Raw genomic sequence first — 24,906 nt, forward strand, 5'->3', positions numbered from 1 at the left:
ATAACAACAAGGATTGAGTCATGACAACCGATGGCCATAGTTCACTCGCCGAGCGATTGACGGGCATTGATGAGATTGAATGCGTCACTCCGGATCTCAATGGCGTGCCGCGGGGCAAGGTGATGACAGCCGAGGGCTTCCTCGAAGGGCGGCGTTTGCAGATGGCTCGCGGGGTGCTGCTGCAATGCATCATGGGCGGATATCCGCCGGCACGGTTTTACGGCAGCGACGACGGCGACCTGGCGCTCAATGCCGACCCTCGGCAAATTCATCGTCTGCCCTGGAGCCAGACGCCACGGGCGCTGGCCATTTGTGATGCGGATGAGCTCAGTGGCGAAAGCTCGCGACTCTCCACCCGCGGCCAGCTCAAGCAGGTGATCGCGCGCTATGCGGCCCTGGGGCTGGCACCGGTGGTGGCTACTGAACTGGAGTTCTTCGTGTTCGCCGCCAATGACGATCCGGCACAGGCTTTTCGGCCTCCAGTAGGCCTGGACGGTCGACGTGAGGAGGGCTACTCGGCATTCAGTGTCAGCTCCAACAACGGCCTGCGGCCGTTCTTCAAGGAAGTCTACGAGTGCATGGCGGCCCTGGGCCTGCCTCGCGATACCTTCATGCATGAAATGGGCGTCAGCCAGTTCGAGATCAATCTGTTGCACGGCGATCCGCTGCTGCTGGCAGACCAGACCTTCCTGTTCAAGCACCTGCTCAAGGAAGTGGCCCTCAAGCACGGGCTGATCGTGGTTTGCATGGCCAAGCCCCTGGCTCATACGCCGGGCAGCTCGATGCATATTCACCAGAGCCTGGTGGAGATCGGCAGTGGGCGGAACGTCTTCAGCGACGACGCGGGGCAGCCGACGGCGATGTTCCGCCACTTCATCGGTGGGTTGCAGGCCGGGCTGGCGGACTTCACCGCATTGTTTGCGCCCAACGTGAACTCCTATCAGCGCTTGTGCCATCCTTACGCTTCGCCGAACAATGCCTGCTGGTCCCATGACAATCGGGCTGCGGGGCTGCGTATTCCGGCCAGTTCGCCGGTGGCGCGGCGGGTGGAGAATCGCCTGCCGGGCGCGGACGCCAATCCGTACCTGGCGATTGCTGCGAGTCTGGCAGCGGGCTTGCACGGGATCGAGAATGAGCTTGAACCCACGGCGGCGATCCAGGGCGAGTTCGAGGTTCCGGACAATCTGTCGCTGCCTTGTACCTTGCATGCGGCGCTGGAGCGTCTGAAACGTAGTCAGTTGGCAAGGGAACTGTTCGGCACCGAGTTCATCGAAGGCTACATCGCTTCGAAGACCATGGAGTTGACCAGCTTCTTTGATGAAATCACTCCCTGGGAGCGGCGTGTGTTAGCGGCCCAGGCATAACCGAACCGTCGCTGGTCGGGTCCTGATTTGCCAAGGGCCCGGCACCTCATTCAAGGAGCCGCTCGGAACGCCGATGCGCCAAATCTGGAAATCCTTTCGAGCGCTTTACTTCGCCTCGCTGATGATGTTGATCGGCTCGGGCCTGCTCAGCACTTATCTGGCTCTACGCCTGGCCGCCGACCATGTCGATGGCCTGTGGGTGGGGGCCTTGATGGCGGCCAACTATTTCGGCCTGGTATTGGGGGGCAAGCTGGGGCACCGGTTGATTGCCCGGGTCGGGCATATCCGCGCCTACGCGACTTGTGCCGGGATTGTTGGTGCGGCGGTGCTCGGGCATGGATTGGTGGACTGGCTGCCGGCCTGGCTGGTGCTGCGGATGATCGTCGGGCTGGGGATGATGTGCCAGTACATGGTCATCGAAAGCTGGCTCAACGAGCAGGCCGACGCCAATCAGCGCGGGCTGGTGTTCAGCGGCTACATGATCGCCTCTTACCTGGGGCTGGTACTGGGGCAGTTGATTCTGGTCATGCACCCGGCCCTGGGGCTGGAACTGTTGATGTTGGTGGCCCTGTGCTTTGCCCTGTGCCTGGTGCCGGTGGCCATGACCCGGCGTATTCACCCGGCGCCTCTGCATCCGGCGCCGATGGAACCGCGCTTCTTTATCAAACGAGTACCCCAGTCCCTGAGTACCGTGCTGGGTTCGGGATTGATCGTCGGTTCGTTCTACGGCCTTGCGCCGCTCTATGCGTCGCAGCAGGGCTTGAGTACCGAGCAAGTCGGTCTGTTCATGGGGAGCTGTATTTTTGCAGGCCTGGTGGTGCAGTGGCCATTGGGATGGTTGTCCGATCGCTACGATCGGGCGTTGCTGATTCGCTGTTTTGCATTGTTCCTGGCTGTGGTGGCCTTGCCTCTGGCGATCCTGCCGGCCGTCCCCCTGGAGATGCTGTTTGTCCTCGGGTTCCTTTGTTCCCTGGTGCAGTTCTGCCTCTATCCGTTGGCGGTGGCTTTCTCCAATGACCATGTGGAAAGTGACCGTCGAGTGTCGCTGACGGCGATGCTGCTGGTGACGTATGGCGTGGGTGCGAGCATCGGTCCGTTGGCGGCTGGGGTGCTGATGAAGTTGTTTGGCAGCCAGATGTTGTATGCCTTCTTCAGCTTCTTTGCTCTGGTCCTGGTCTGGAGAATCCGGCCGAAGGCGGTGACCAATCTGCATCAGGTGGATGATGCGCCGCTGCATCACGTAGCCATGCCGGACAGTATGTCCAGCTCACCGCTGGTGGCGGCCCTCGATCCACGGGTGGATGAGCAGGTGGTGCAGGATCAGATGCAGACCACGCCAGCGCCAGACGCCGCGCCTGCAGCGGAGCCTGAGACGCCGGAAGCGTCGGATGATACGCCGCCCGACGATTGTGCTCGGGATCATCTGAGCGGGGCTCGACCCTAGCAACGAAAAACGGGCAGTTGCCGCAAGGCACTGCCCGTTTTCATTGGTGCGTGGGGCTCAGAGATCGTCTTTGTCGAAACGCCGAGCTTCACGCTGCAACTGATAGACGAAGCGCTCTACCTGACGCTGCACCAGGCCGCTCATGTTGTGAAAACGCACGCCGGCAAAGGTGGTGTCGATACGCTCCTCGTGATGCAGATAACGCAGTTCGACCGGAGCGGTCATGCTGCCGAAGGGCAGGGCGGCAATAAAGCGCTCGTACACCTGACCCAGTTGCAGGCGCGAGGATATATCGCCGTCGAAGCGCAACTTGCAGCCGGTGGCGGAGATATCCAGCAGTTTGCCGGTCAGGGGGGACTTGAGTTTTTCGCCGCTGAGTTCGATGTCGACCAGTTGTGCCAACTTGAGTGCAGCACGGAAGGCATTGCGCCGTTGATGGTAAACCACTTCGTCCGGCAGTGTGGCACGGTAGCAGCGACCGCCATTGGACTCGTCGAGGGTTGGAAGGCCGTTGCTTTCCCAGGCAATGCGCACGCCTTCATGAAAGCCTTCAACGCGAAATGGCTCGCCCGCCAGCATGAATCGCTCACCGTCGCGAGGGATCATTTCATCGAGAGCAATCATGTTGCTGTCGCGGTCCACTTCCACGATGTAGCTCTGGAAGCGCTGGCTACGCTCATGGAAAGTGATGATCAGCGGATCGTGGCTCTCTTGCAGCAGCCGCAGGTTGGAGGAAATTTCCAACGCAGTGGTGAACACCTTGGGTGGCTGCGGAGCATCTTCCGCGTTTGAGGCGTTGAACACGGTTCATCAATCTCCAGACAAAATACAACTACACGCAGGGCCTGGCATTTTGCCAGCATGTTTCACGGCTTGGTAGCACGCGCTCATTTTTGGGGCTTAAGCCTGACTGAGTGGGCGGGGCTTCGCAAGCATAGAGGTAGAGCCGCGGGCGTCATAAAGTGCTGGGGGTTCACCGCCGTTGAGGATTTTCAGCTGGTTGGCGGTGGTGGCCTGTTGAATCTGGATCGAACGGCCGTTGAGTTCGTTGGTGGCCTGGCAGTCGGCGAGCAACTGGGTCAGCAGATTGCCCTGCTCGAGCAGTTGGTCGCCCAGGCTGGAGTGACTGGCCAATTGCTCGAGGCCTGCACGATTGCTCGGCAGGTTCAGGCTGGCAAGGATCTCTGTGCGCTTACGGCCATGTTGTTCCAGCAATATGACCAGGGCCTGCTTCTGCGCCAGGATATCCTCCAGCAACGGCATGTCGCGGCCGTGTAAGGCAATGGATTCGGCTCTGAGCAGCTCCAGCAGTTGTTGAGCTGGAGCAAGGTCGTCATTGATCAGTTGCAGTAAATTGGTGTCGTGCATGGCTGGCCTTGGGGATTAAGCGTCCAAAAGCCTGGCGCAAGCCTGTGGCTAGCGCTGGGCTTCGAAGTTGAGCAGTTTGCTGGCTACACGGTTGCTGTCGACCTTATAGCTGCCATCGGCAATGGCTTGCTTCAACTCGGCCACCCGGACCTTGTCGACAGCAGGCTGATCGCGCAGCTTGTCGGTGATTTTCTGCAACTGTTGAGCCTCATTGCTGAGGTGTACCGATTCCCCGCTTTTGCTGGTCTCGGCTGCTGTCGTCAGCGGAGCGGATTTGCCGGCATCACCGGTTTCCTTGCTAGCGCTGGTACGCGTACTGCCTGTCAGTGAAGGGGAGCTGTTTAAACGGCTGAAGTCGATGACCATGATGAAGAAAACCTCTGGGTATTTGGACGCTTGCCATGTTTTCGGCCATACCCTGAAAAACTTTAGGCTCGATTGTCACCAAGCCAGCGCAGGTATCTGCGACCCTTTATCGGCCACAGTTTAGGGAACGAGCGAGTCGAGCGCCAGTTATCTACATTGCCACTTCCACCTGCCCCGGTGCGGTGATGCGCGCCTTGATCACTCGCTGCGAATTCAGGTTCTTGACCCGGATCTGCTCGCTCATGCCGCCATTGGACAGTGCCTCCCCCGGCATCCGCACGTTCAAGGTACCGCTACGTGCCGAAATCACCACCTGATCGCCCTTGCGCACCACTTCAGCCTGTTCCAGGTGACCCAGGGTAATGAGTTGGTCGGCAACCATTGGTCGGACAAGTTTCTGACCGATGGCCTGGTCCACGGAGGTCAGGTAGCCCTGATTGTTCAGGCTGATATCTCTCTCTCGCAACACCACGTCTTCTGGCTCGATGATCCCGGCGCGCTTGAGTGGGCGTGAAGTGGTGACCACTTCGCGAAAAAGCTTCACTTGGGCCGGAACGAATACGGTCCAGGGTGAGGCGCCTTCGCAGCGTACCTTGACCGTGACCCGTCCTAGCGGCTGTGCTGGACTTTCCAGGCTCGCTGTCAATTCCTTGTCGCAAGCGGGCATGCGCATGCGCGGATCCAACTGGTTGACTTGGATTTCGTAGCGTCCTTCCGTTTGACTGGTGGCCAGGTAGTCTTCTACCGTGAATTCAAGAAACCCTTGAGTGACGCCGATAAGTAGATCAGGCAGGGTGACCGAATCAGCAACGGCAGGGCCGCCAGGGTTTAGGATACACAGCGCCGACAGCCCGCAAAGCAATGCGCGGTAGCGGGATGTCAGGCGTCGGAAAAATGTCGTTTTGGCGTTCATAACAGTTAAAAAGCAAGCGCCGTGCCGTTTAGTGATGAGCGTGCGTCGGATCTTAAAGCTTTGGGGAGTCTGGGCATGGCTGGTGTAATGGATTCGGTAAACCAGCGCACGCAATTGGTTGGGCAGAATCGCCTGGAGTTGCTGCTGTTCCGTCTGGACGGTGAGCAACTCTACGGGATCAACGTATTCAAGGTTCGCGAGGTGCTGCAATGCCCCAAGCTGACCCTGATGCCCAAATCCAATCCTGTGGTGTGCGGTGTCGCGAATATTCGAGGGGCGACCATTCCGATCCTGGATCTGGCAATGGCCACAGGTTCGGGTGGGTTGCAGGATCAGAGCAACCCGTTCGTCATCATCACTGAGTACAACACCAAGACCCAGGGGTTTTTGGTGCGCTCGGTGGAGCGTATCGTCAATATGAACTGGGAAGAGATCCATCCGCCGCCCAAGGGTACCGGTCGCGATCACTACCTGACGGCGGTGACTCGGGTGGACAACCAGTTGGTCGAGATCATCGACGTTGAAAAGGTTCTGGCGGAAGTCGCCCCTACCTCCGAGTCGATCTCGGTGGGCGTGGTGGATGTCGAAACTCAGCACAAGGCTGTTTCCCTGCGCGTACTGACCGTTGACGATTCGTCAGTGGCGCGTAAGCAGGTTACTCGCTGCCTGCAGACTGTGGGTGTCGAGGTGGTGGCGCTGAACGATGGCCGGCAAGCGCTGGACTACCTGCGCAAGCTGGTGGATGAGGGCAAGAAGCCGGAAGAGGAATTCCTCATGATGATCTCCGACATCGAAATGCCCGAAATGGACGGTTACACCCTCACGGCCGAGATACGTAATGATCCACGCATGCAAAAGCTGCATATCATCCTGCATACTTCGTTGTCAGGGGTGTTCAATCAGGCGATGGTGAAGAAGGTCGGTGCCGATGACTTCCTTGCCAAGTTCCGTCCTGATGACCTGGCATCCCGGGTAGTCGACCGGATCAAAGCAGCAGACCACAGCTGAGGGCATCAGCCCCTGGCGAACATAAGATTTAAGAGGCGGCAGCATTGTCTACGGGTAATTTGGATTTTGAACAGTTCCGGGTCTTCCTGGAAAAAGCCTGTGGTATTTTGCTCGGGGAAAACAAGCAATATCTTGTCTCGAGCCGTCTCAACAAACTGATGGAACAGCAGGGCATCAAAACCTTGGGTGAGCTGGTTCAACGGATTCAGACCCAGCCGCGCAGCGGATTGCGCGAGATGGTGGTGGATGCGATGACGACCAACGAAACCTTGTGGTTTCGTGACACCTATCCCTTCGAAGTATTGAAGAACAAGGTGCTTCCCGAAGCCATCAAGGCCAGCCCCAATCAGCGCTTGCGAATCTGGTCGGCGGCATGCTCGTCGGGGCAAGAGCCCTATTCCTTGTCGATGTCCATCGATGAGTTCGAGCGCAGCAACATGGGCCAGTTGAAGATGGGGGTGCAGATTGTTGCTACCGATCTGTCCGGGACCATGCTCAATAACTGCAAGACCGGCGAATACGACAGCCTGGCCATCGGTCGTGGTTTATCGGCCGAGCGCCTGCAGCGCTACTTTGACCCTAAAGGGCCGGGGCGCTGGGTGGTCAAGGCACCGATCAAGAGTCGGGTGGAGTTTCGCTCGTTCAACCTGCTGGACAGCTATGCCAGCCTTGGCAAGTTCGACATCGTGTTCTGTCGCAATGTGCTGATCTACTTCTCGGCCGAGGTCAAGAAGGACATCCTGATGCGCATTCACAGCACTCTGAAGCCTGGCGGTTACCTGTTCCTGGGCGCTTCCGAAGCGCTCAATGGTCTGCCGGATCATTATCAGATGGTGCAATGCAGCCCGGGAATCATCTACCAGGCGAAGTGATTGACGGTTGCAGCAATAAAAGGGAGGCCTCAGGGCCTCCTTTTTTGTGGGCGTCATTTTATCGGGTAGCTGGACTAAAAGCGGCAGGTCGATTGCCGCTTTGCCGGCGTTTCGCGGAAATCCATTGCCGCTTTTCTGGCATTGCCGCCTTGCCGCTGCCGTAGAGCCCTTGATTTACGGGGTTCTTTGACTTGGCACGTAGCTTGCTAAGTCTAGATTACGAAAAATCAGGTCACCCAAAGGTTTCCGACATGAGCATCAGCTTCGATAAAGCGCTCGGTATTCACGAACAAGCTCTTGGCTTTCGCGCCAAGCGTGCCGAAGTGCTGGCCAACAACATTGCCAACGCCGACACCCCGAACTACAAGGCTCGGGATCTGGACTTCTCTGCTGTGCTCGCCGAGCAGAACGACAAGGCCAAGAACGGCAGCTTTGCGCTGAACATGACCAACACCCGGCATATCGAAGCCCAGGGCCTGAGCAGTGGCGACGAGTCGCTGCTGTATCGCACGCCGATGCAGCCCTCGATCGACCAGAACACCGTGGATGCCCAGTTGGAGCAATCGAGCTACGCACAGAACTCGGTGGACTTCCAAGCCAGCTTCACGCTGCTCAACAGCAAATTCAAAGGGCTGGTTGCGGCCCTGCGCGGAGAGTAATCCATGTCCCTTGCCAGTGTTTTCAATATTGCCGGTAGTGGCATGAGCGCTCAGACCACTCGTCTGAACACCGTCGCCAGTAACATCGCCAACGCCGAGAGCGTGTCGTCGAGCATCGATCAGACTTACCGTGCTCGTCATCCGGTGTTTGCCACCATGTTTCAGGGGGCCCAGAGCGGTGGCAGCGATTCGCTGTTCCAGAACCAGGATGCTGCAGGTCAAGGCGTACAGGTGCTGGGTGTAGTGGAAGACCAGAGCAATCTGGAAGCTCGCTACGAACCGAACCACCCGGCCGCGGATGCCAAGGGTTACGTCTACTACCCCAACGTCAACGTGGTGGAAGAAATGGCCGACATGATTTCCGCCAGTCGCTCGTTCCAGACCAACGCTGAAATGATGAACACCGCCAAAACCATGATGCAAAAGGTCCTGACCCTGGGTCAGTGATAAGGGGCGAAGCCAATGAGCGTTACTGATACCACCAGCGGCCCATCCCTCAAGGATATACTGGCCAACTCGTCGAAGAAGACCGCGAACACCAGCGCCGACGGCCTGGCGGCAGCGACGAACAGCGCCACCGGCAAGCAGGCCCTGGGCAAGGACGCCTTCCTCAAGCTGCTGGTGACCCAGCTGAACAACCAGAACCCGCTGGATCCTCAGGACAACAGTGCGTTCGTTGCCCAGTTGGCGCAGTTCTCCACCCTGGAGGGGATCACGACCCTCAATAGCTCGGTGAACTCCATCACTGGCAACTACAAATCGTCTCAGGCTCTGCAGGCTTCGTCCCTGGTCGGTCGCTCGGTGATCGTCCAGTCCGGCACCACTCAGGTGGACACCAGCAAGAGCATGACCGGTTCGGTGACCGTTCCGTCCGGCGTCAGCTCGGTCAAAGTGACCATCACCGACAAGGATGGCAACACCGTCAAGACCATCGACATGGGTAGCCAGAAGGCCGGCAACGCCAGCTTTGTCTGGGATGGCACCAAGACCGACGGCACCAAGGCGGCCCCGGGTAACTACACCTTCAAGGCCAGCACCACCATCGACGGCAAGGGCACTGACCTGATCACTTATCTGCCGGCGACAGTCAACAGCGTCACCATCAGCCAGACCGGCGGAGAGTTGATGCTGAACCTGGCAGGACTGAGCAGCCCGATTGCCCTGTCCAAAGTACAAACCATTGGTATCTAGAGCCGACTAACCGGCACAAGGAGTGGAATATGTCTTTCAATATCGGCCTTAGCGGTCTCTACGCTGCCAACAAACAGCTGGACGTCACCGGCAACAACATCGCCAACGTCGCGACCACCGGTTTCAAATCTTCCCGCGCAGAATTCTCCGACGTCTACTCGGCCACCAAACTGGGCAGCGGCACCCAGGTGATTGGTAACGGCGTACGCCTGTCCAACGTTTCCCAGCAGTTCACCAACGGTGACATCAGCAATACGGGCAACGTGCTGGACATGGGTATTCAGGGGCAGGGCTTTTTCGTGCTCAGCACCAACGGCTCGCTGACTTACACCCGTGCCGGTACCTTCAAGACCGACAAGGAAGGCTTCATCACCAACAGTGATGGCACTGCGCGCCTGCAAGGCTATGCCGTAGATGCCAACGGCAAGATCATCAACGGTGTATTGACCGACCTGCGGATCGATACCTCGAACCTGTCGCCCAAGCCAACCGACTCGATCTCCTCGACGATCAACCTGGATTCCGATTCGACTCCGATCAATGTGGCTTCGACCGCTCCGGTTTATGTATTCAATCCGACCGACAACACCACCTACACCAAGTCGTTCAGTACCCCGGTGTATGACTCTCAGGGCAACAAGCACGTCATGGATCAGTACATGATCAAGACGCCGAACGCCAATGAGTGGCAAACCTACACGCTGATTGATGGTCGCAACCCGGACGGTACTGCATTCACCATGGCCAACCAGTCGCCGATCACCATGAAGTTCGACTCGTCGGGCAAGCTCAGCAGCATGACCCCGCCAGCTGCGCCTGGGACCACGCCGTATACCATTACCGGCAACAGCATTGTCATGTCGGCTACCGCCTGGACTCCGGGTACCGTCACCAATGGCGTGTTCACTCCTAACGGCTCCAAGCCTGCGGCGAATGGCGTCAGCATCGACATGACCAAAACCGGTTCGGTGTTTGGCGAAAGTACTCGCTCGATCATTGCGCAGAACGGCTACTCCACCGGTCAGATCAGCAGCCTGACCATCGATGGCACCGGTGTGATGCTGGCCAACTTCAGCAACGAGCAGACCAAGGCGATCGGTCAGATTTCCCTGGCCAGCTTCACCAACGAGCAAGGTCTGCAGCCGGTAGGCGGCACTCAGTGGAAAGAGACCTACTCGTCCGGTATTCCAGGTTATGACGCACCGAAGACCGGCACCCTGGGAGCGATCCAGTCCAACTCCCTGGAAGAGTCCAACGTAAACCTGACCAATGAGCTGGTGAACCTGATCAAGGCTCAGAGCAACTATCAGGCGAACGCCAAGACCATCTCCACCCAGAGCACCATCATGCAGACCATCATCCAGATGACCTGATGCTGGTTCGCTTGAGCGCTGTACAAAAAGCCCCTCGATGAGGGGCTTTTTTATGCCTGCTGCCGCCGTTCATGTTCGTTATCGACGGCAGGTTCCTAGAGGTGCACTGGTTTGAGCGGAGCGTGCCTGTGCAGGTGTCTGGCTTGTGTAGGAGCTGGCTTGCCAGCGAAGGCATCCTTGAAGCTTGCGCAGCGCTTGGGGGGGCTTCTTCGTCGGCAAGCCGGCTTCTGCAGCTTTGTTGCGGGCAAAAGAAAACCCCCGATAAGCCGCAGGCCTATCGGGGGTTGGCACAGGCGCCATAGGCGCCTGTCAGCTCAGCTTATTGGCAAGCTTCGCAATCCGGCTCGTCGATGGCGCAAGCCTTCGGCACTGGAGCAGGACCTGCGGGAGCAGCCAGGACCGAGTCGTCACCGTGGTTGCCGCCGCTGGAAACAGCGTTCAGCTTGCCGGTGTTGATGGTGGACTTCTCGGTGCTGGTGGCGGCCAGGGCGCGGAGGTAGTAAGTGGTTTTCAGGCCACGGTACCAAGCCATGCGGTAGGTCACGTCCAGCTTCTTGCCCGAGGCGCCGGCGATGTACAGGTTCAGCGACTGAGCCTGGTCGATCCACTTCTGGCGACGGCTGGCAGCGTCGACGATCCACTTGGTTTCCACTTCGAAGGCGGTCGCGTAGAGCTCTTTGAGTTCTTGCGGGATGCGCTCGATCTGTTGCACCGAACCGTCGTAGTACTTCAGGTCGTTGATCATGACCGAGTCCCACAGACCGCGAGCCTTGAGGTCGCGAACCAGGTACGGGTTGATCACGGTGAATTCGCCCGACAGGTTCGATTTCACGTAGAGGTTCTGGTAGGTGGGTTCGATCGACTGCGATACGCCGGTGATGTTGGCGATGGTCGCGGTCGGTGCAATGGCCATGATGTTGGAGTTACGAATGCCTTTCTGTACGCGGGCACGTACCGGCGCCCAGTCCAGGGTTTCGTTGAGGTCCACATCGATGTACTTCTGGCCGCGGGCCTCGATCAGGATCTGTTGCGAATCCAGCGGCAGGATGCCTTTGGACCACAGCGAACCCTGGAACGTCTCGTAGGCGCCGCGCTCGTCGGCCAGGTCGCAGGAAGCCTGGATCGCGTAGTAGCTGACCGCTTCCATGGACTTGTCGGCGAACTCGACGGCAGCGTCGGAACCGTAGGCGATGTGCTGCAGGTACAGTGCGTCCTGGAAGCCCATGATGCCCAGGCCGACCGGACGGTGCTTGAAGTTGGAGTTCTTCGCTTGCGGCACCGAGTAGTAGTTGATGTCGATCACGTTGTCGAGCATGCGCACGGCGGTGTTCACGGTGCGTTGCAGCTTGGCGGTATCCAGCTTGCCGTTGACGATGTGGTTCGGCAGGTTGATCGAACCCAGGTTGCAAACGGCGATCTCGTCCTTGTTGGTGTTCAAGGTGATCTCGGTGCACAGGTTCGAGCTGTGGACCACACCCACGTGCTGCTGCGGGCTGCGCAGGTTGCACGGGTCTTTGAAGGTCAGCCATGGGTGGCCGGTTTCAAACAGCATGGAGAGCATTTTGCGCCACAGGTCTTTGGCCTGGATGGTCTTGAACAGCTTGACCTTGCCCGGGTACTCGGTCAGGGCTTCGTAGTACTCGTAGCGCTCTTCGAAGGCCTTGCCGGTCAGGTCGTGCAGATCCGGTACTTCGGACGGCGAGAACAGGGTCCACTTGCCGTCATCGAAGACGCGCTTCATGAACAGGTCGGGGATCCAGTTGGCGGTGTTCATGTCGTGGGTACGACGACGATCATCACCGGTGTTCTTGCGCAGCTCGATGAACTCTTCGATGTCCATGTGCCAGGTTTCCAGGTAGGCACACACAGCGCCTTTGCGCTTGCCACCCTGGTTGACGGCAACGGCAGTGTCGTTGACCACTTTCAGGAACGGCACGACGCCCTGGGATTTGCCGTTGGTGCCCTTGATGTACGAGCCCAGCGCACGTACCGGAGTCCAGTCGTTGCCCAGGCCACCGGCGAATTTCGACAGCATGGCGTTGTCGTGGATGGCGCCGTAGATGCCCGACAGGTCGTCCGGAACGGTGGTCAGGTAGCAGCTCGACAGCTGTGGACGCAGGGTGCCGGCGTTGAACAGGGTCGGAGTCGAAGCCATGTAGTCGAAGGACGACAGCAGGTTGTAGAACTCGATGGCACGGTCTTCACGCTGCTTTTCTTCGATCGCCAGGCCCATGGCCACGCGCATGAAGAAGATCTGCGGCAGTTCGAAGCGGATGCCGTCCTTGTGGATGAAGTAACGGTCGTACAGGGTTTGCAGGCCCAGGTAGGTGAACTGCTGGTCGCGCTCGTGGTTGATCGCCTTGCCGAGTTTTTCCAGGTCGAATTCAGCCAGCACCGGGTTCAGCAATTCGAACTCGATACCCTTGGCGACGTAGGCCGGCAGTGCCTTGGCGTACAGGTCGGCCATTTCGTGGTGAGTGGCGCTTTCGGCCACTTCGAGGAAGCCCAGGCCTTCGGCGCGCAGGGTGTCCATCAGCAGGCGGGCGGTGACGAACGAGTAGTTCGGCTCACGCTCGACCAGGGTGCGGGCGGTCATCACCAGGGCGGTGTTGACGTCTTTCAGGGCCACGCCGTCGTAGAGGTTCTTCAGGGTTTCACGCTGGATCAGATCGCCATCGACTTCTTCCAGGCCTTCGCAGGCTTCGCTGACGATGGTGTTCAGGCGACCCATGTCCAGAGGAGCGAAGCTGCCATCGGCGCGGGTGATGCGGATCGATGGGTGGGCTTGTACCGGCTCTTCGCCGGTGGTGCGAGTGGCGCGTTCCTTGGCGCGGGAGTCACGGTAGATCACGTAGTCACGGGCAACTTTCTGTTCGCCTGCGCGCATCAGGGCCAGTTCGACCTGATCCTGGATCTCTTCGATGTGGATGGTGCCGCCCGAAGGCATGCGGCGCTTGAAGGTCGCGGTGACCTGTTCGGTCAGGCGCGCCACGGTGTCGTGGATTCGCGACGAGGCAGCGGCGGTGCCGCCTTCAACTGCGAGGAACGCTTTGGTGATAGCGACGGTGATCTTGTCATCGGTGTAAGCAACGACAGTGCCGTTACGCTTGATCACGCGCAATTGGCCAGGGGCGGTAGCAGACAGATCCAGGTTGGAATCGGCGGCCTGCGGCGCATTGGCCTGCGGGTTCTCGCGAGTTGTGTCGGTTTGCATGGGTGTCTCCACGTTCTCTATGTTTGTTTGGGCACCAATGAGGTGCCCACCGTTCCGTCCTGAAGCACTACAGCCGGCAGAGGCCGGGCATAACGACTTCGGGACAGTTCAGGAAGGGGGCTGTTGGCGCCGCTTCCATGCCGAAGTCATGGTGTCGAGCCTGGGCTCGGCACCTTATTCCTGGTGGGTGACAGTCTTGTTGCTGCAACACCCGTACCGCTTTCTCCTGGACAGGGTGGAAAACGATGCCATCCGCACGCGCGGTCTTGGTCTTCTGAAACAGCGATTGGTTCCACCAAACGGGGCAAGAAAAGGGCTTGAGTTTCTTGTCTGAATTGTGTTTGGTTTTTTGCGTAAAACCCTAGATATAGGTGTTTTTGGCCGCCGGGCTACAAGATAATGCGTTTTGGGGGCTGATTGCAACGTGCTGCCTGTGGATAAGGTTGTGCGTAAATTGTGTATGGGCTGGGTAAAACTCGCGGAGGCCGCGGTCCCAGTGCATGGAACCGTTTGTCACTGTTTTTTACCGCCGGAAATTGCCTTGGGCGGATTTTTGCGGGCGCGAACCCTATCACAAAAAATCCCCCTGACCGAGTCGTTTTAGTCGCTTGTGTGGGGGCCGATCCCGGTTGCTACAATCCGTCGCGGTCCATGGGGTGGTGGTGGCGTTTTCCATGGCCGGTTATCCGTCTTTTTCATGACAAAAAGACGGGTGCTTGCTTTTCCAATGAGTGCTGGCAATAAAAGAGGTCGAGCGTGGAGCAAGAAGCCTGGCAGGTACTGATTGTCGAGGATGACCAGCGTCTGGCTGAGTTGACCCGTGAATATCTGGAGAGTAACGGCCTGCAGGTGGCCATCGAGGGCAACGGCGCTCTGGCTGCAGCCAGGATCATTGCCGAGCAGCCGGATCTGGTGATTCTCGACCTGATGCTGCCCGGCGAAGATGGCCTGAGTATCTGTCGCAAGGTCCGAGCTCGTTATGACGGGCCTATTCTCATGCTCACCGCCCGTACCGATGACATGGATCAGGTCATGGGCCTGGACCTGGGGGCCGACGACTATGTCTGCAAGCCGGTGCGCCCCCGCTTGTTGCTGGCGCGCATCCATGCCTTGCTGCGGCGCAGCGAGGCATCGGAGCCCGCCCAGGAGAAAACCCGGCGCCTGCAATTCGGTCCCCTGGTGGTGGACAATGCTCTGCGCGAAGCATGGCTGAGCGATGTCGGCATCGAGCTGACCAGCGCCGAGTTCGATCTGTTGTGGCTGTTGGTGGAGAACGCCGGGCGGATACTGTCCCGTGAGGAAATCTTCACCGCTCTGCGCGGCATAGGTTATGACGGCCAGGATCGCTCCATCGACGTGCGCATCTCGCGTATCCGGCCCAAGATCGGCGACGACCCGGAGCACCCTCGACTGATCAAGACCATTCGCAGCAAGGGCTATCTGTTCGTTCCCGAAGCCGCCGCCGACTTGCCCTCGTGAATTCCATCTTCCTGCGAATCTATGGCGGCATGTGTGCCGCGCTGATCCTGGTGGCGCTGTTGGGGGTGCTGGCCCTGCACTTGCTCAATGAAGTGCGCAGCGAGCAGTACCGCGAACGATTGGCCCATGGCACTTTCTCGCTGATGGCGGACAACCTCAAGCCCATGAGCGAGATCGAGCGCCGCCGTGCCCTGGCCGTGTGGGAGCGGTTGTTGGGGATTCCCCTGAGCCTGAAGAGCTTCAGTCAGACCGACCTGGACAGCAGCCAGCGTGGCCGGGTGCTGAGGGGGCAGGCGCTGGTGGAGCAGACCGGGCCCTTCGCGGCCCGGGTCTATCGCCTGGTCAGTGAAAAGGAGCAGTTGCTGCTCAGTGCCGAAGTGCAACAGATCAGCGAGCAACTGGCCCGGGCAACCATCTATCTGCTGGCGGACGAATTGGTACGGTATCCGGTGGCGGAGCAGCCCGAGCGCCTGGCGGCACTAAAGGAAGCCAAGGGTTTTGGATTCGACATGCGCCTGTCCACCCTGGATGCCGCCGATTTGGATGAGGACCAGCGCCGGCGGGTGGCCGAGGGCGATACGGTGATGGCCCTGGGCAAGGGCGGTGACTCGATCCGGGTATTCGCGGGGCTGGTGGGGACGCCCTGGGTCCTGGAAATCGGCCCGCTGTATCAGATGAACCCTTATCCGCCGCAATGGCTGGTGTTGATTGCCGTGCTCGGCCTGAGCCTGATTGGCCTGATCGTCTATTTATTGGTACGCCAGTTGGAACGACGTCTCAGCGGCCTGGAATCGGCAGCCACGAAGATTGCCAAGGGCAGCCTGGAAACCCGCGTACCGGCTCGTGGCGTGGATTCGGTGGGGCGCCTGGCGGCTGCATTCAACGGTATGGCCGAGCATTTGCAACGCTTGTTGGCGATCCAGCGCGAACTGGTGCGGGCGGTCTCTCATGAGTTGCGTACACCGGTGGCTCGGTTGCGTTTCGGTCTGGAGATGATTGCTTCGGCCAGTACCGATCAGGCACGGCAGAAGTACCTGGACGGCATGGACAACGATATTCAGGACCTGGATCGGCTGGTGGACGAGATGCTCACCTATGCTCGCCTGGAACAGGGCTCGCCGGCCTTGAACTTCCAGCGTATCGACCTGGATGCGCTGATCAACCAAGTGATCAGCGAGCTCGCACCCTTGCGGGCCAATCTCAGGGTCCAGCGTGGGTTGTGCCTGTCCGCGGCCGAGTGCGACGGCGCCTGGGTCGAGGCTGAGCCGCGCTATCTGCACCGGGCGCTGCAGAATCTGGTGAGCAATGCCATGCGCCATGCGGAATCCCAGGTCACCGTCAGTTATCAGGTGGGCCAGTTGCGCTGTCGGGTGGATGTGGAGGATGACGGACCCGGGGTGCCGGAAAGTGCCTGGGAAAAGATCTTCACGCCTTTTCTGCGCCTGGATGACAGTCGTACCCGGGCTTCCGGCGGCCATGGGTTGGGGCTGTCGATCGTGCGGCGAATTATCCATTGGCACGATGGCCGCGCCCTGATCAGCAAGAGCAAGAGCCTCGGGGGTGCCTGCTTCAGCCTGAGTTGGCCCCGGCAGCAGGAGCCTCGCTGAGGGCTGTCGGGGGGGCGGCCTTGATGGCGATCAGGCTGAGCAACTGGTTGTCCTCGACCGTGAACTGTCCCTGCAGCTCGCTGCCGTGGTGCCATTCTTCGCTCAGGTCCGTCAGTAGACGCACTCGGACCTGGCCCTCGGGGGACCACTCCACTACCTCGGCGTGTTCGAAGTAGAAGCTTTTCTGCACCAGCGGATACAGGGTCTTGTACAGGCTTTCCTTGATCGAGAAGGTCAGGGTCACCGCCAAGGCATGCAATGCAGGGGGCAACAGGTCCCGGCGTTGCAGTTCTGCCGGAGTGAGGATCTGCTGCGCCAGATTGGCGGCGCGCTCATTGCTCAGCAGCTTTTCCAGGTCCATCCCCAGGGCTCGCCAGTGCTGTTTGTCGGCGACGATGGCGGCGGCGCGTCCGGTGCTGTGGGTGATAGAGCCGCAGATATGCTCGGGCCAGATCGGCGCCCGGTCGGCCCCGATCGGGGGAACCCAATCCAAGCGCTGCAGTTGCCACAGGGCGGTCCGGGCGCATAGGCGTCCGGCAAGGAACTCGGCCTGGCGCTTGGCTACCGAGCGCTGGATGCTTGTCGGTGCTTCAATGCCGCTGCGCTGGAAATCATCCGCAGCCAAGTGCCCGGGATCGAACCGAGTGCTCAGCCAAAGGGTATGGGGCAATGCCTCTGGCAGGGGCCAGGAGGCATCCAGAGAGGTACAGCAAGCGGGGAGAGGGGGGAGTGCATTCATGGCCGATAGTTTGCCGGGTTGAAGAGTTCGAGGGTAGCGGTGTGTGGCGCAGAGAGGGGGCTCAGAAAGCTAGGCGAGAGTGTTGTGCAGGTTAAAACGCCTCAAGACAGCCAGATGAATCTGGTTCAGGCGAGGTTAAGAGTGTGTTCAGGGGGAGTTCAGGGCGGGCTGTTTACTCTAGTCCCGTACCCAAAAAGCCAATAGCGCAAAGGAAACTTCCTATGACTTCATTGAAAAAACTTATCCTGGCCTTTACCGTTCTCGGCGCCAGCGCCGCCGCCCAAGCCGCTGACAGCAATTTCGCCAGCCTGACCTATGGCCAGACTAGCGACAAGGTTAAAAAATCCAGCCAGCTCAACAGCAATCTCGGGCATCCGAACGCCGATGGCGTGATCGGCAAGGACAACACCTGGGGTGTGCGCTTCGGTCAACAGAATGACCAGGGCCGTTACTACGCCACTTACGATTACGTTTCCGGCTCTCACAATGGCATTAAACTGCGTCAGCAAAACCTGCTGGGCAGTTACGATATGTTCCTGCCGGTGACCAGCAGCACCAAACTGTTTGGCGGCGCTACCGCCGGTTTGACCAAGCTGACCCAGGAATCCCCCGGCTTCAGCCGCGACAGCGACATCGGTTACGCGGTGGGAGTACAGGCTGGTGTCCTGCAGCAGGTTTCACAAAACACATCGGTGGAGCTCGGTTACCGTTACCTGCGCAGCAATGCCGGGACCGAGATGAGCGAGCGCGGCGGTAACAAGCAAGGTTCATTGAGCCTTACCAGCAGCGCCCAGACTTATCTGTCGGCCAACTACGCTTTCTAAATTAAGCGGCCTGGCTTGAACCGCGCCGGATTGTGCCTTGGGCACGGTCCGGCGCTGGCGCATTGATTGTCAGGGCGCAGGGGCGCCCTTGGAGATGTCGAATTATGCCTGGGAGAGCGTTATGAAGTTGCTGGTTGTCGAAGATGAGGCGCTGTTGCGCCATCACCTGCAAACCCGCCTCACCGACAGTGGCCATGTGGTCGAGTCTGTGGCGAACGCCGAGGAGGCGTTGTATCAGACCGAGCAGTTCAATCATGATCTGGCGGTGATCGACCTGGGCTTGCCCGGCATGGGTGGACTGGATCTGATCCGCCAGCTACGTGCCCGTGGCAAGACGTTTCCGATCCTCATCCTCACCGCCCGCGGCAACTGGCAGGACAAGGTCGAAGGCCTGGCTGCCGGTGCCGACGACTATGTGGTCAAGCCGTTTCAGTTCGAAGAGCTGGATGCACGGCTCAATGCGTTGCTGCGGCGCTCCAGCGGTTTTACCCAGTCCACCATCATTGCCGGCCCGTTGCTGCTGGACCTGAACCGCAAGCAGGCGTCCCTGGATGAGCAGCCCCTGGCCCTGACCGCCTACGAATACCGGATCCTCGAGTACCTGATGCGCCATCATCAGCAGGTGGTGGCCAAGGACCGGCTGATGGAGCAGTTGTACCCGGACGATGACGAGCGTGATCCGAATGTCATCGAGGTGCTGGTGGGGCGGCTGCGGCGCAAGCTGGAAGGTCCGTCGGGCTTCAAGCCGATCGATACGGTGCGTGGCCTGGGCTACCTGTTCAACGAGCGCTGCCGATGATTCGATCGCTGCGCCTGCGGCTGATGCTGGCGGCGACCACCCTGGCGGTGCTGTTCATGCTGGCGTTGCTGCCGGCGATGCAGGGGGCCTTCAGCCTGGCGCTGCAGGACTCCATCGAGCAGCGCCTGGCTTCCGATGTCACCACTCTGATTTCGGCGGCACGAATTGAAAACAATCGCCTGCAGATGCCCGCACAACTGCCGGACGAGCGCTTCAATCTCGCCGACAGTCGCCTGCTGGGCTACATCTATGACCGAGAGGGGCACCTGGTGTGGCGCTCCCGGGCCACCCAGGAAGAGAACATCAACTACCGACCGCGGTACGACGGGCGCGGTAATGAGTTCGCCAGAATCCGTGAAGCCAATGGTCAGGAGTTCTTCGTCTACGACGTCGAGATCAAGTTGCTGGGGGGCAAGAACGCGGCCTTCAGTATCGTTGCACTGCAACCGGTGCGCGAGTACCAGCAGACCCTGGAAGGGGTCAGGGAAAACCTCTATCTGGGCTTTGGTGCCGCTTTACTGGTGCTCCTGGCATTGCTCTGGCTGGGGCTGACCTGGGGCTTGCAGGCCCTGCGGCGCTTGAGCCAGGAGTTGGACCAGATCGAGAGCGGTACCCGCCAAAGCCTCAGTGAGGAGCATCCGCGGGAGCTGTTGCGCCTGACTGGTTCCTTGAACCGCCTGCTGCAAAGCGAGCGGGAGCAGCGCAGCCGCTACCGGGACTCCCTGGATGATCTGGCCCATAGCCTGAAAACCCCGCTGACAGTGTTGCAAGGGGTCAGCGAGGACATGGCGCAACGGCCTCAGGACCGGGAGCAGGCCTGGGTCCTGCAGACGCAGATCGAACGCATGAGCCAGCAGATCAGCTACCAGTTGCAGCGTGCCAGCCTGCGCAAGAGTGGCCTCGTACGCCATCAGGTGCGTCTGCGGCCGGTGTTGCAAAGCCTGTGCGACACCCTGGACAAGGTCTATCGCGACAAGCAGGTGCGCGTATCCTTCGATTTGCCCGAGCGCTGCTATGTGCCGATCGAGCACGGGGCTTTGCTTGAGTTGCTTGGCAACCTGCTGGAGAACGCCTACCGCCTGTGCCTGAGCTCGGTGCGCATCAGTGTGCGCGAGACTCTGGACGGTTCTGAGCTGTGTGTGGAAGACGATGGTCCTGGTGTGCCGCCGGATCAGCGGGCACGGATTCTCCAGCGTGGCGAGCGTCTTGATCGCCAGCACCCAGGGCAGGGCATAGGCCTGGCGGTGGTCAAGGACATCATCGAGAGTTACGGCGCGCAGTTGACCCTGGGGGATTCTGCCTTGGGCGGTGCGGCCTTCAGGATTCACTTCCCGGCCCTGTAAAGGACGCTTTTGCTACTGCTCCCGGGCCCGATAGGCGCCTGGGGTCAGGCCGGTCCATTTCTTGAATGCCCGATGAAAGGCCGAGGGTTCGGAAAAGCCCAGTTGCTCGGCGATTTGTTGCAATGACAGGTCGGCCCGCCCCAGGTGATAGATGGCGATGTCGCGGCGCAGTTCATCCTTCAACGCCTGAAAGCTCGAACCCTCTTCCCGCAGATGACGGCGCAGTGTTTGCGGGCTGACGTGCAGGTGCTGGGCAACGCTTTCCAGGTCGGGCCAGCGCTCTCGGTCACGGCTGAGCAGGCGTCGCAACTGGCTGCTGAGGCTGTCGCCCTGGTCCGGGCGTGACAACAGGTCGGCGGGGGAGCGCTCAAGGAAGTGCTTGAGGGTACGTTCATCCTGTAGCAACGGCATGCCCAGGTAGCGACTGTGGAACAACAGGCTACTGTGTTCCTGGCTGAACTGCAGTGGGCAGGGAAACAGCAGATCGTATTCCGCGCCGTGTTCGGGTTTCGGGTAGCTGAAGCAGGCTTGCTCAAGACGTATGCGCTGGCCGATCAGCCAACTGCCCAGGCGATGCCAGATCACCAGCAGGCTTTCGCTAAGAAAGTGCTCCGGGTCCCATAGCTCAGAATCATCCAGGCTCAGGCGAGCCATTTCCCCTTCACGCGTCAGACGAAGGCGCGGAGCTTGCGCAAACAAGCTATAAAATAATAAGCCGCGGTTGAGCGCTTTTTCCAAGGTGCGGCAGTGGATCAGCGCGTGGCACATCATGGCGAAGGTTCCGCGTTTACTGGGGCCATGGCCGAAGCCCAGGTATTCATCGTCCAACGCCAGCCACAGTTGCTGCAGCAGACAGGTGAATTGCTCGGGGGCGATGCGGGCCTTGGGCTGGCCCAGCAGTTCGGGGCTGATGCCCAGTTGCAGCAGCAGCGGCTCGTAATCGTAACCGCGACGACGTGCACCACCTAAGGCGGCACGGGCAAAGTGGCTGGCGATGGTGCGTTCGCGCATGAAGGCTGGTCCGTCCATTGAGTGGCGGATGTTAGCCAGCCCCCCATGAGGGAACAAGGCGGATATCCGCCAAATTGTAGGACGAGACTCGGTGAATGGGCGGAAATCCGCCAGCTGCGCCGGGTGCAAGGGATGCAAAGATCGGCTCGACCCCTGATGTCTAAAGGCCTGTAGGGCCTTTTTACAAGGTGGCACGGGCTTTGCGATAGAGCCGGAAGATCTGCCAGCACGCAGCTCGACACAACAAATCCCTCCAGCGCAGGAGGGTTCGCACTTTAGGCACCGCATGCATCGACGGAAGCTGTATGCCGGGGCTCTTGAGGAACTTTGCAATGACGACTCGTCAGCCACTGTACAAATCCCTGTATTTCCAGGTGATCGTTGCCATCGCCATCGGCATCCTGCTCGGTCACTTCTATCCTCAGACCGGCGTGGCCCTCAAGCCTCTGGGTGATGGGTTCATCAAACTGATCAAGATGGTCATTGCGCCGATCATTTTCTGCACCGTGGTGAGTGGTATCGCCGGCATGCAGAACATGAAATCGGTGGGCAAGACTGGCGGCTACGCGCTGCTGTACTTCGAAATCGTCTCCACCATTGCCCTGCTGATCGGCCTGATCGTGGTCAACGTGGTGCAGCCGGGTGCCGGCATGCACATTGACGCCTCGACCCTGGATGCTTCGAAAGTCGCGGCCTATGTGACTGCGGGCAATGACCAGAGCATTGTCGGCTTCATCCTCAACGTGATCCCGTCGACCATCGTCGGTGCCTTTGCCAATGGCGACATCCTGCAAGTGCTGATGTTCTCGGTGATCTTCGGTTTCGCCCTGCATCGCCTGGGTGCCTACGGCAAACCGGTGCTGGACTTCATCGACCGCTTCGCCCACGTGATGTTCAACATCATCAACATGATCATGAAGCTCGCGCCCCTGGGTGCGCTGGGTGCCATGGCCTTCACCATCGGTGCCTACGGCGTCGGCTCCCTGGTGCAACTGGGCCAGTTGATGATCTGCTTCTACATCACCTGCGTGGTGTTCGTGCTGGTGGTCCTGGGTGCTATCTGCCGCGCCCACGGCTTCAGCGTGATCAAGCTGATCCGCTACATCCGCGAAGAACTGCTGATCGTGCTGGGCACCTCGTCCTCGGAGTCGGCCCTGCCACGCATGCTGATCAAGATGGAGCGCCTGGGTGCCAAGAAGTCGGTGGTCGGCCTGGTGATTCCTACCGGTTACTCCTTCAACCTGGACGGTACCTCGATCTACCTGACCATGGCGGCGGTGTTCATTGCTCAGGCAACTGACACTCACATGGACATCACTCACCAGATCACCCTGCTGCTGGTACTGCTGCTGTCCTCCAAAGGTGCTGCCGGTGTGACTGGCAGTGGCTTCATCGTTCTGGCCGCCACCCTGTCGGCCGTGGGTCACCTCCCAGTGGCCGGTCTGGCGCTGATTCTGGGTATCGACCGCTTCATGTCCGAAGCCCGAGCCCTGACCAACCTGGTGGGCAATGCCGTGGCTACCCTGGTCGTCGCCAAGTGGGTCAAGGAACTGGACGAAGACAAACTGCAGGTCGAGCTGGCGTCTGGTGGCCGCGGTATCAGCGACACACGTGAAACCGACGATCTGGGTGTGGCCGAAGGTCCGGCACCGAGCATCAAGTAAGCCTTGCTGAATATAAGAAACCCGCTGCGGCGGGTTTTTTATTGCCTGGGGATTGAGCGTAACGGTCAGTCCGGCTGACCGTTGTGGTAATTGTTGCGCTGCTCGCGGCTGCCTACTCTGAGGCGGTCGATCAAGAGGAGAGGGCACATGCAAGGGCCGTTGGCGTCACTCAAGGTACTGGATTTCTCCACCCTGTTGCCGGGGCCATTCGCCTCGCTGCTGCTGGCGGACATGGGGGCCGAGGTGCTGCGCATCGAGTCGCCGACCCGCATGGACCTGCTGCGGGTGCTGCCGCCCCACGATCACGGCGTATCCGCCAGTCACGCCTATCTCAACCGCAACAAGCGCAGCCTGGCCCTGGATCTCAAGCGGCCGGAGGCGCTGGAGGTGATCCGGCAACTGCTGCAGGACCATGACATCATTCTTGAACAGTTTCGCCCGGGCGTGATGGAGCGCCTGGGACTGGGGTACGAGGCTTTGAAGGCGATCAACCCACGGCTGATCTATGTCTCGATTACCGGCTATGGCCAGACCGGGCCCTACAAGGACCGCGCCGGCCACGACATCAACTACCTGGCCCTTGCCGGGCTCGCCAGCCAGACCGGGCGTCGCGACCAGGGTCCGCTGCCTCTGGGCATCCAGGCGGCGGATATCGCCGGGGGCTCGCTGCACGGCGTGATCGGCCTGCTGGCGGCGGTGATCGCCCGGCAGCACAGCGGGCAGGGCCAGCACCTGGATATCAGCATGACCGATTGCGTGTTCAGCCTGAACGCCATGGCCGGAGCCGGTTACCTGGCTTGCGGGGTTGAGCCGGGAATGGAGCAGCAGGTGCTCAATGGTGGCAGCTTCTACGACTACTACCGCAGCCGGGATGGGCGTTGGCTATCGGTGGGCAGCCTGGAGCCGGTGTTCATGCAGCAGCTGTGTGAAGCCCTGGGGCGGTCGGAACTGGCGGTCCAGGGCTTGTCCCCCCTGCCCGAGCAGCAAAGGGCCCTCAAGCAGGCCTTGCAGATCGAGTTTGAAAAACACGACTTCGCCGAGCTTTGCCAGTTGTTTGTCGGGCTCGACGCTTGTGTCGAACCCGTGCTGAGCCTGGCCGAGGCGGTGGAGCATCCCCAATTGCAGGCTCGGCAACTGGTGAGCCAGGTCCCCCGGGAAGACGGTAGCCTCCAGGCACAGATGGCATGTCCGCTGAAGTTCTCCGAAGGTTTGCCCGAGCCGCGGCATATCGGCGCCAGGCTGGGCGCCCATTCCGATCAGGTGCTGGCGGAGCTTGGTTACAGCGCTGAGCGTATCGAGGAGCTGCGGCGCAACCAGATCATCGCCTAGGCGTCGGCTTGCCGGCGAAGCGCGTTGGCGCCATCACTCGACCCTGGTTTCTCCGCTGTAGACCAGGGTGTGCCGACAGCGTCGACACAGGTAGCGACGCCCCTGAGACACCAGCTTGTGGCGTTGCGCCGAAAACGGAAAATCGCTTTCGGCGCAGGGGCAGCGGTAGATGTAGCGGGTCACGCTGCGGCGTTTGACGTCATAGGTGTGGCAACGATTGGGCGGCAGTTCATACACCCCGCGCATGATCAGTTGCCATTCTTCGCCGTGGGGCTGAATGCGCTCGCCAAACAACTGATGGGCGATCAGGTGCGCGACTTCGTGGGCCACGGTCTGCTT

At 59.9% G+C, this 24,906-nt stretch carries 23 protein-coding genes; 15 read left to right on the forward strand and 8 right to left on the reverse strand.

Going from position 1 to position 24,906, the window contains the following annotated elements; all coding sequences use genetic code 11:
- Positions 1-122: 122 nt before the first annotated feature.
- Both BLX41_RS24030 and BLX41_RS24035 read left to right on the forward strand, forming a co-directional pair.
- On the forward strand, positions 123-1,364 hold the full coding sequence (locus BLX41_RS24030; protein WP_180988437.1) for a glutamine synthetase family protein: 1,242 nt from the start codon (positions 123-125) through the stop codon (positions 1,362-1,364).
- 73 nt (positions 1,365-1,437) lie between these two features.
- Positions 1,438-2,808 (forward strand): MFS transporter, encoded by a 1,371-nt coding sequence (locus tag BLX41_RS24035; protein ID WP_123726892.1) that lies wholly within the window; start codon positions 1,438-1,440, stop codon positions 2,806-2,808.
- 57 nt (positions 2,809-2,865) lie between these two features.
- Here BLX41_RS24035 and BLX41_RS24040 read toward each other — a convergent pair whose 3' ends face one another.
- From BLX41_RS24040 to flgA, 4 genes are all read right to left on the reverse strand, one after another.
- Positions 2,866-3,612, reverse strand: a complete 747-nt coding sequence (locus BLX41_RS24040) for a flagellar brake protein (RefSeq protein ID WP_123726893.1) — start codon at positions 3,610-3,612, stop codon at positions 2,866-2,868.
- A 96-nt stretch (positions 3,613-3,708) separates the two neighbouring features.
- Positions 3,709-4,176, reverse strand: a complete 468-nt coding sequence (locus BLX41_RS24045; RefSeq protein ID WP_123726894.1) for a flagella synthesis protein FlgN — start codon at positions 4,174-4,176, stop codon at positions 3,709-3,711.
- A gap of 48 nt (positions 4,177-4,224) precedes the next feature.
- Entirely contained in the window at positions 4,225-4,542 is a 318-nt protein-coding gene (gene flgM / locus BLX41_RS24050) for a flagellar biosynthesis anti-sigma factor FlgM (protein ID WP_123726895.1), read from the reverse strand.
- Positions 4,543-4,693: 151 nt separating this feature from the next.
- Positions 4,694-5,455, reverse strand: a complete 762-nt coding sequence (gene flgA, locus BLX41_RS24055) for a flagellar basal body P-ring formation chaperone FlgA (RefSeq protein ID WP_123726896.1) — start codon at positions 5,453-5,455, stop codon at positions 4,694-4,696.
- A gap of 75 nt (positions 5,456-5,530) precedes the next feature.
- On the opposite strand from flgA, the gene BLX41_RS24060 reads away from it, so the two are divergent.
- The 6 genes from BLX41_RS24060 (at position 5,531) to flgE (ending at position 10,558) form a co-directional block, all read left to right on the forward strand.
- A complete protein-coding gene (locus BLX41_RS24060) occupies positions 5,531-6,463 on the forward strand; it encodes a chemotaxis protein CheV (protein ID WP_123726897.1) in 933 nt (310 codons plus the stop codon).
- 44 nt (positions 6,464-6,507) lie between these two features.
- Complete coding sequence (gene cheR, locus BLX41_RS24065; RefSeq protein WP_011062744.1) at positions 6,508-7,335, forward strand: protein-glutamate O-methyltransferase CheR; 828 nt, start codon at positions 6,508-6,510, stop codon at positions 7,333-7,335.
- Between the two features lie 251 nt (positions 7,336-7,586).
- Positions 7,587-7,994, forward strand: a complete 408-nt coding sequence (gene flgB / locus BLX41_RS24070; protein ID WP_123726898.1) for a flagellar basal body rod protein FlgB — start codon at positions 7,587-7,589, stop codon at positions 7,992-7,994.
- Between the two features lie 3 nt (positions 7,995-7,997).
- Positions 7,998-8,441: a flagellar basal body rod protein FlgC gene (flgC, locus tag BLX41_RS24075; RefSeq protein WP_011062742.1), complete on the forward strand. Its 444-nt coding sequence runs from the start codon at positions 7,998-8,000 to the stop codon at positions 8,439-8,441.
- Between the two features lie 15 nt (positions 8,442-8,456).
- Entirely contained in the window at positions 8,457-9,185 is a 729-nt protein-coding gene (flgD, locus tag BLX41_RS24080; RefSeq protein ID WP_123726899.1) for a flagellar hook assembly protein FlgD, read from the forward strand.
- Positions 9,186-9,214: 29 nt separating this feature from the next.
- Entirely contained in the window at positions 9,215-10,558 is a 1,344-nt protein-coding gene (gene flgE, locus BLX41_RS24085) for a flagellar hook protein FlgE (RefSeq protein WP_123726900.1), read from the forward strand.
- 319 nt (positions 10,559-10,877) lie between these two features.
- On the opposite strand, the gene BLX41_RS24090 is transcribed toward flgE, so the two are convergent.
- Positions 10,878-13,772: a ribonucleoside-diphosphate reductase subunit alpha gene (locus BLX41_RS24090; RefSeq protein ID WP_123726901.1), complete on the reverse strand. Its 2,895-nt coding sequence runs from the start codon at positions 13,770-13,772 to the stop codon at positions 10,878-10,880.
- Between the two features lie 756 nt (positions 13,773-14,528).
- Between BLX41_RS24090 and BLX41_RS24095 the strand changes: the two genes are divergently transcribed.
- Together BLX41_RS24095 and BLX41_RS24100 are read left to right on the forward strand one after the other, a co-directional pair.
- A complete protein-coding gene (locus BLX41_RS24095) occupies positions 14,529-15,251 on the forward strand; it encodes a response regulator (protein ID WP_123726902.1) in 723 nt (240 codons plus the stop codon).
- Positions 15,248-16,858: an ATP-binding protein gene (locus tag BLX41_RS24100; RefSeq protein WP_123726903.1), complete on the forward strand. Its 1,611-nt coding sequence runs from the start codon at positions 15,248-15,250 to the stop codon at positions 16,856-16,858. The genes BLX41_RS24095 and BLX41_RS24100 overlap by 4 nt, the downstream gene beginning before the upstream one ends.
- Here the strand turns inward: BLX41_RS24100 and BLX41_RS24105 are convergent.
- A complete protein-coding gene (locus tag BLX41_RS24105) occupies positions 16,821-17,597 on the reverse strand; it encodes a 4'-phosphopantetheinyl transferase family protein (RefSeq protein ID WP_123726904.1) in 777 nt (258 codons plus the stop codon). The genes BLX41_RS24100 and BLX41_RS24105 overlap by 38 nt on opposite strands.
- A gap of 221 nt (positions 17,598-17,818) precedes the next feature.
- On the opposite strand from BLX41_RS24105, the gene BLX41_RS24110 reads away from it, so the two are divergent.
- From BLX41_RS24110 to BLX41_RS24120, 3 genes are all read left to right on the forward strand, one after another.
- The gene (locus tag BLX41_RS24110) at positions 17,819-18,421 is read left to right on the forward strand and encodes an outer membrane beta-barrel protein (protein ID WP_123726905.1); all 603 of its coding nucleotides are present in this window, start codon (positions 17,819-17,821) and stop codon (positions 18,419-18,421) included.
- A gap of 121 nt (positions 18,422-18,542) precedes the next feature.
- Complete coding sequence (locus BLX41_RS24115) at positions 18,543-19,220, forward strand: response regulator (protein ID WP_123726906.1); 678 nt, start codon at positions 18,543-18,545, stop codon at positions 19,218-19,220.
- Entirely contained in the window at positions 19,217-20,563 is a 1,347-nt protein-coding gene (locus BLX41_RS24120) for an ATP-binding protein (protein ID WP_102880576.1), read from the forward strand. The genes BLX41_RS24115 and BLX41_RS24120 overlap by 4 nt, the downstream gene beginning before the upstream one ends.
- A gap of 12 nt (positions 20,564-20,575) precedes the next feature.
- Here BLX41_RS24120 and BLX41_RS24125 read toward each other — a convergent pair whose 3' ends face one another.
- Positions 20,576-21,574, reverse strand: coding sequence for an AraC family transcriptional regulator (locus BLX41_RS24125; RefSeq protein ID WP_123726907.1), 999 nt, complete (start codon positions 21,572-21,574; stop codon positions 20,576-20,578).
- Between the two features lie 332 nt (positions 21,575-21,906).
- On the opposite strand from BLX41_RS24125, the gene BLX41_RS24130 reads away from it, so the two are divergent.
- Complete coding sequence (locus BLX41_RS24130) at positions 21,907-23,238, forward strand: dicarboxylate/amino acid:cation symporter (RefSeq protein ID WP_123726908.1); 1,332 nt, start codon at positions 21,907-21,909, stop codon at positions 23,236-23,238.
- 147 nt (positions 23,239-23,385) lie between these two features.
- Positions 23,386-24,567, forward strand: coding sequence for a CaiB/BaiF CoA transferase family protein (locus BLX41_RS24135; RefSeq protein WP_123726909.1), 1,182 nt, complete (start codon positions 23,386-23,388; stop codon positions 24,565-24,567).
- A 33-nt stretch (positions 24,568-24,600) separates the two neighbouring features.
- On the opposite strand, the gene BLX41_RS36125 is transcribed toward BLX41_RS24135, so the two are convergent.
- The coding region (locus BLX41_RS36125) for a SprT-like domain-containing protein (protein ID WP_259745130.1) at positions 24,601-24,906 on the reverse strand (306 nt) is incomplete at its 5' end.

The organism is Pseudomonas protegens (genome assembly GCF_003732485.1).
Classification (GTDB): Bacteria; Pseudomonadota; Gammaproteobacteria; order Pseudomonadales; family Pseudomonadaceae; genus Aquipseudomonas; species Aquipseudomonas protegens_B.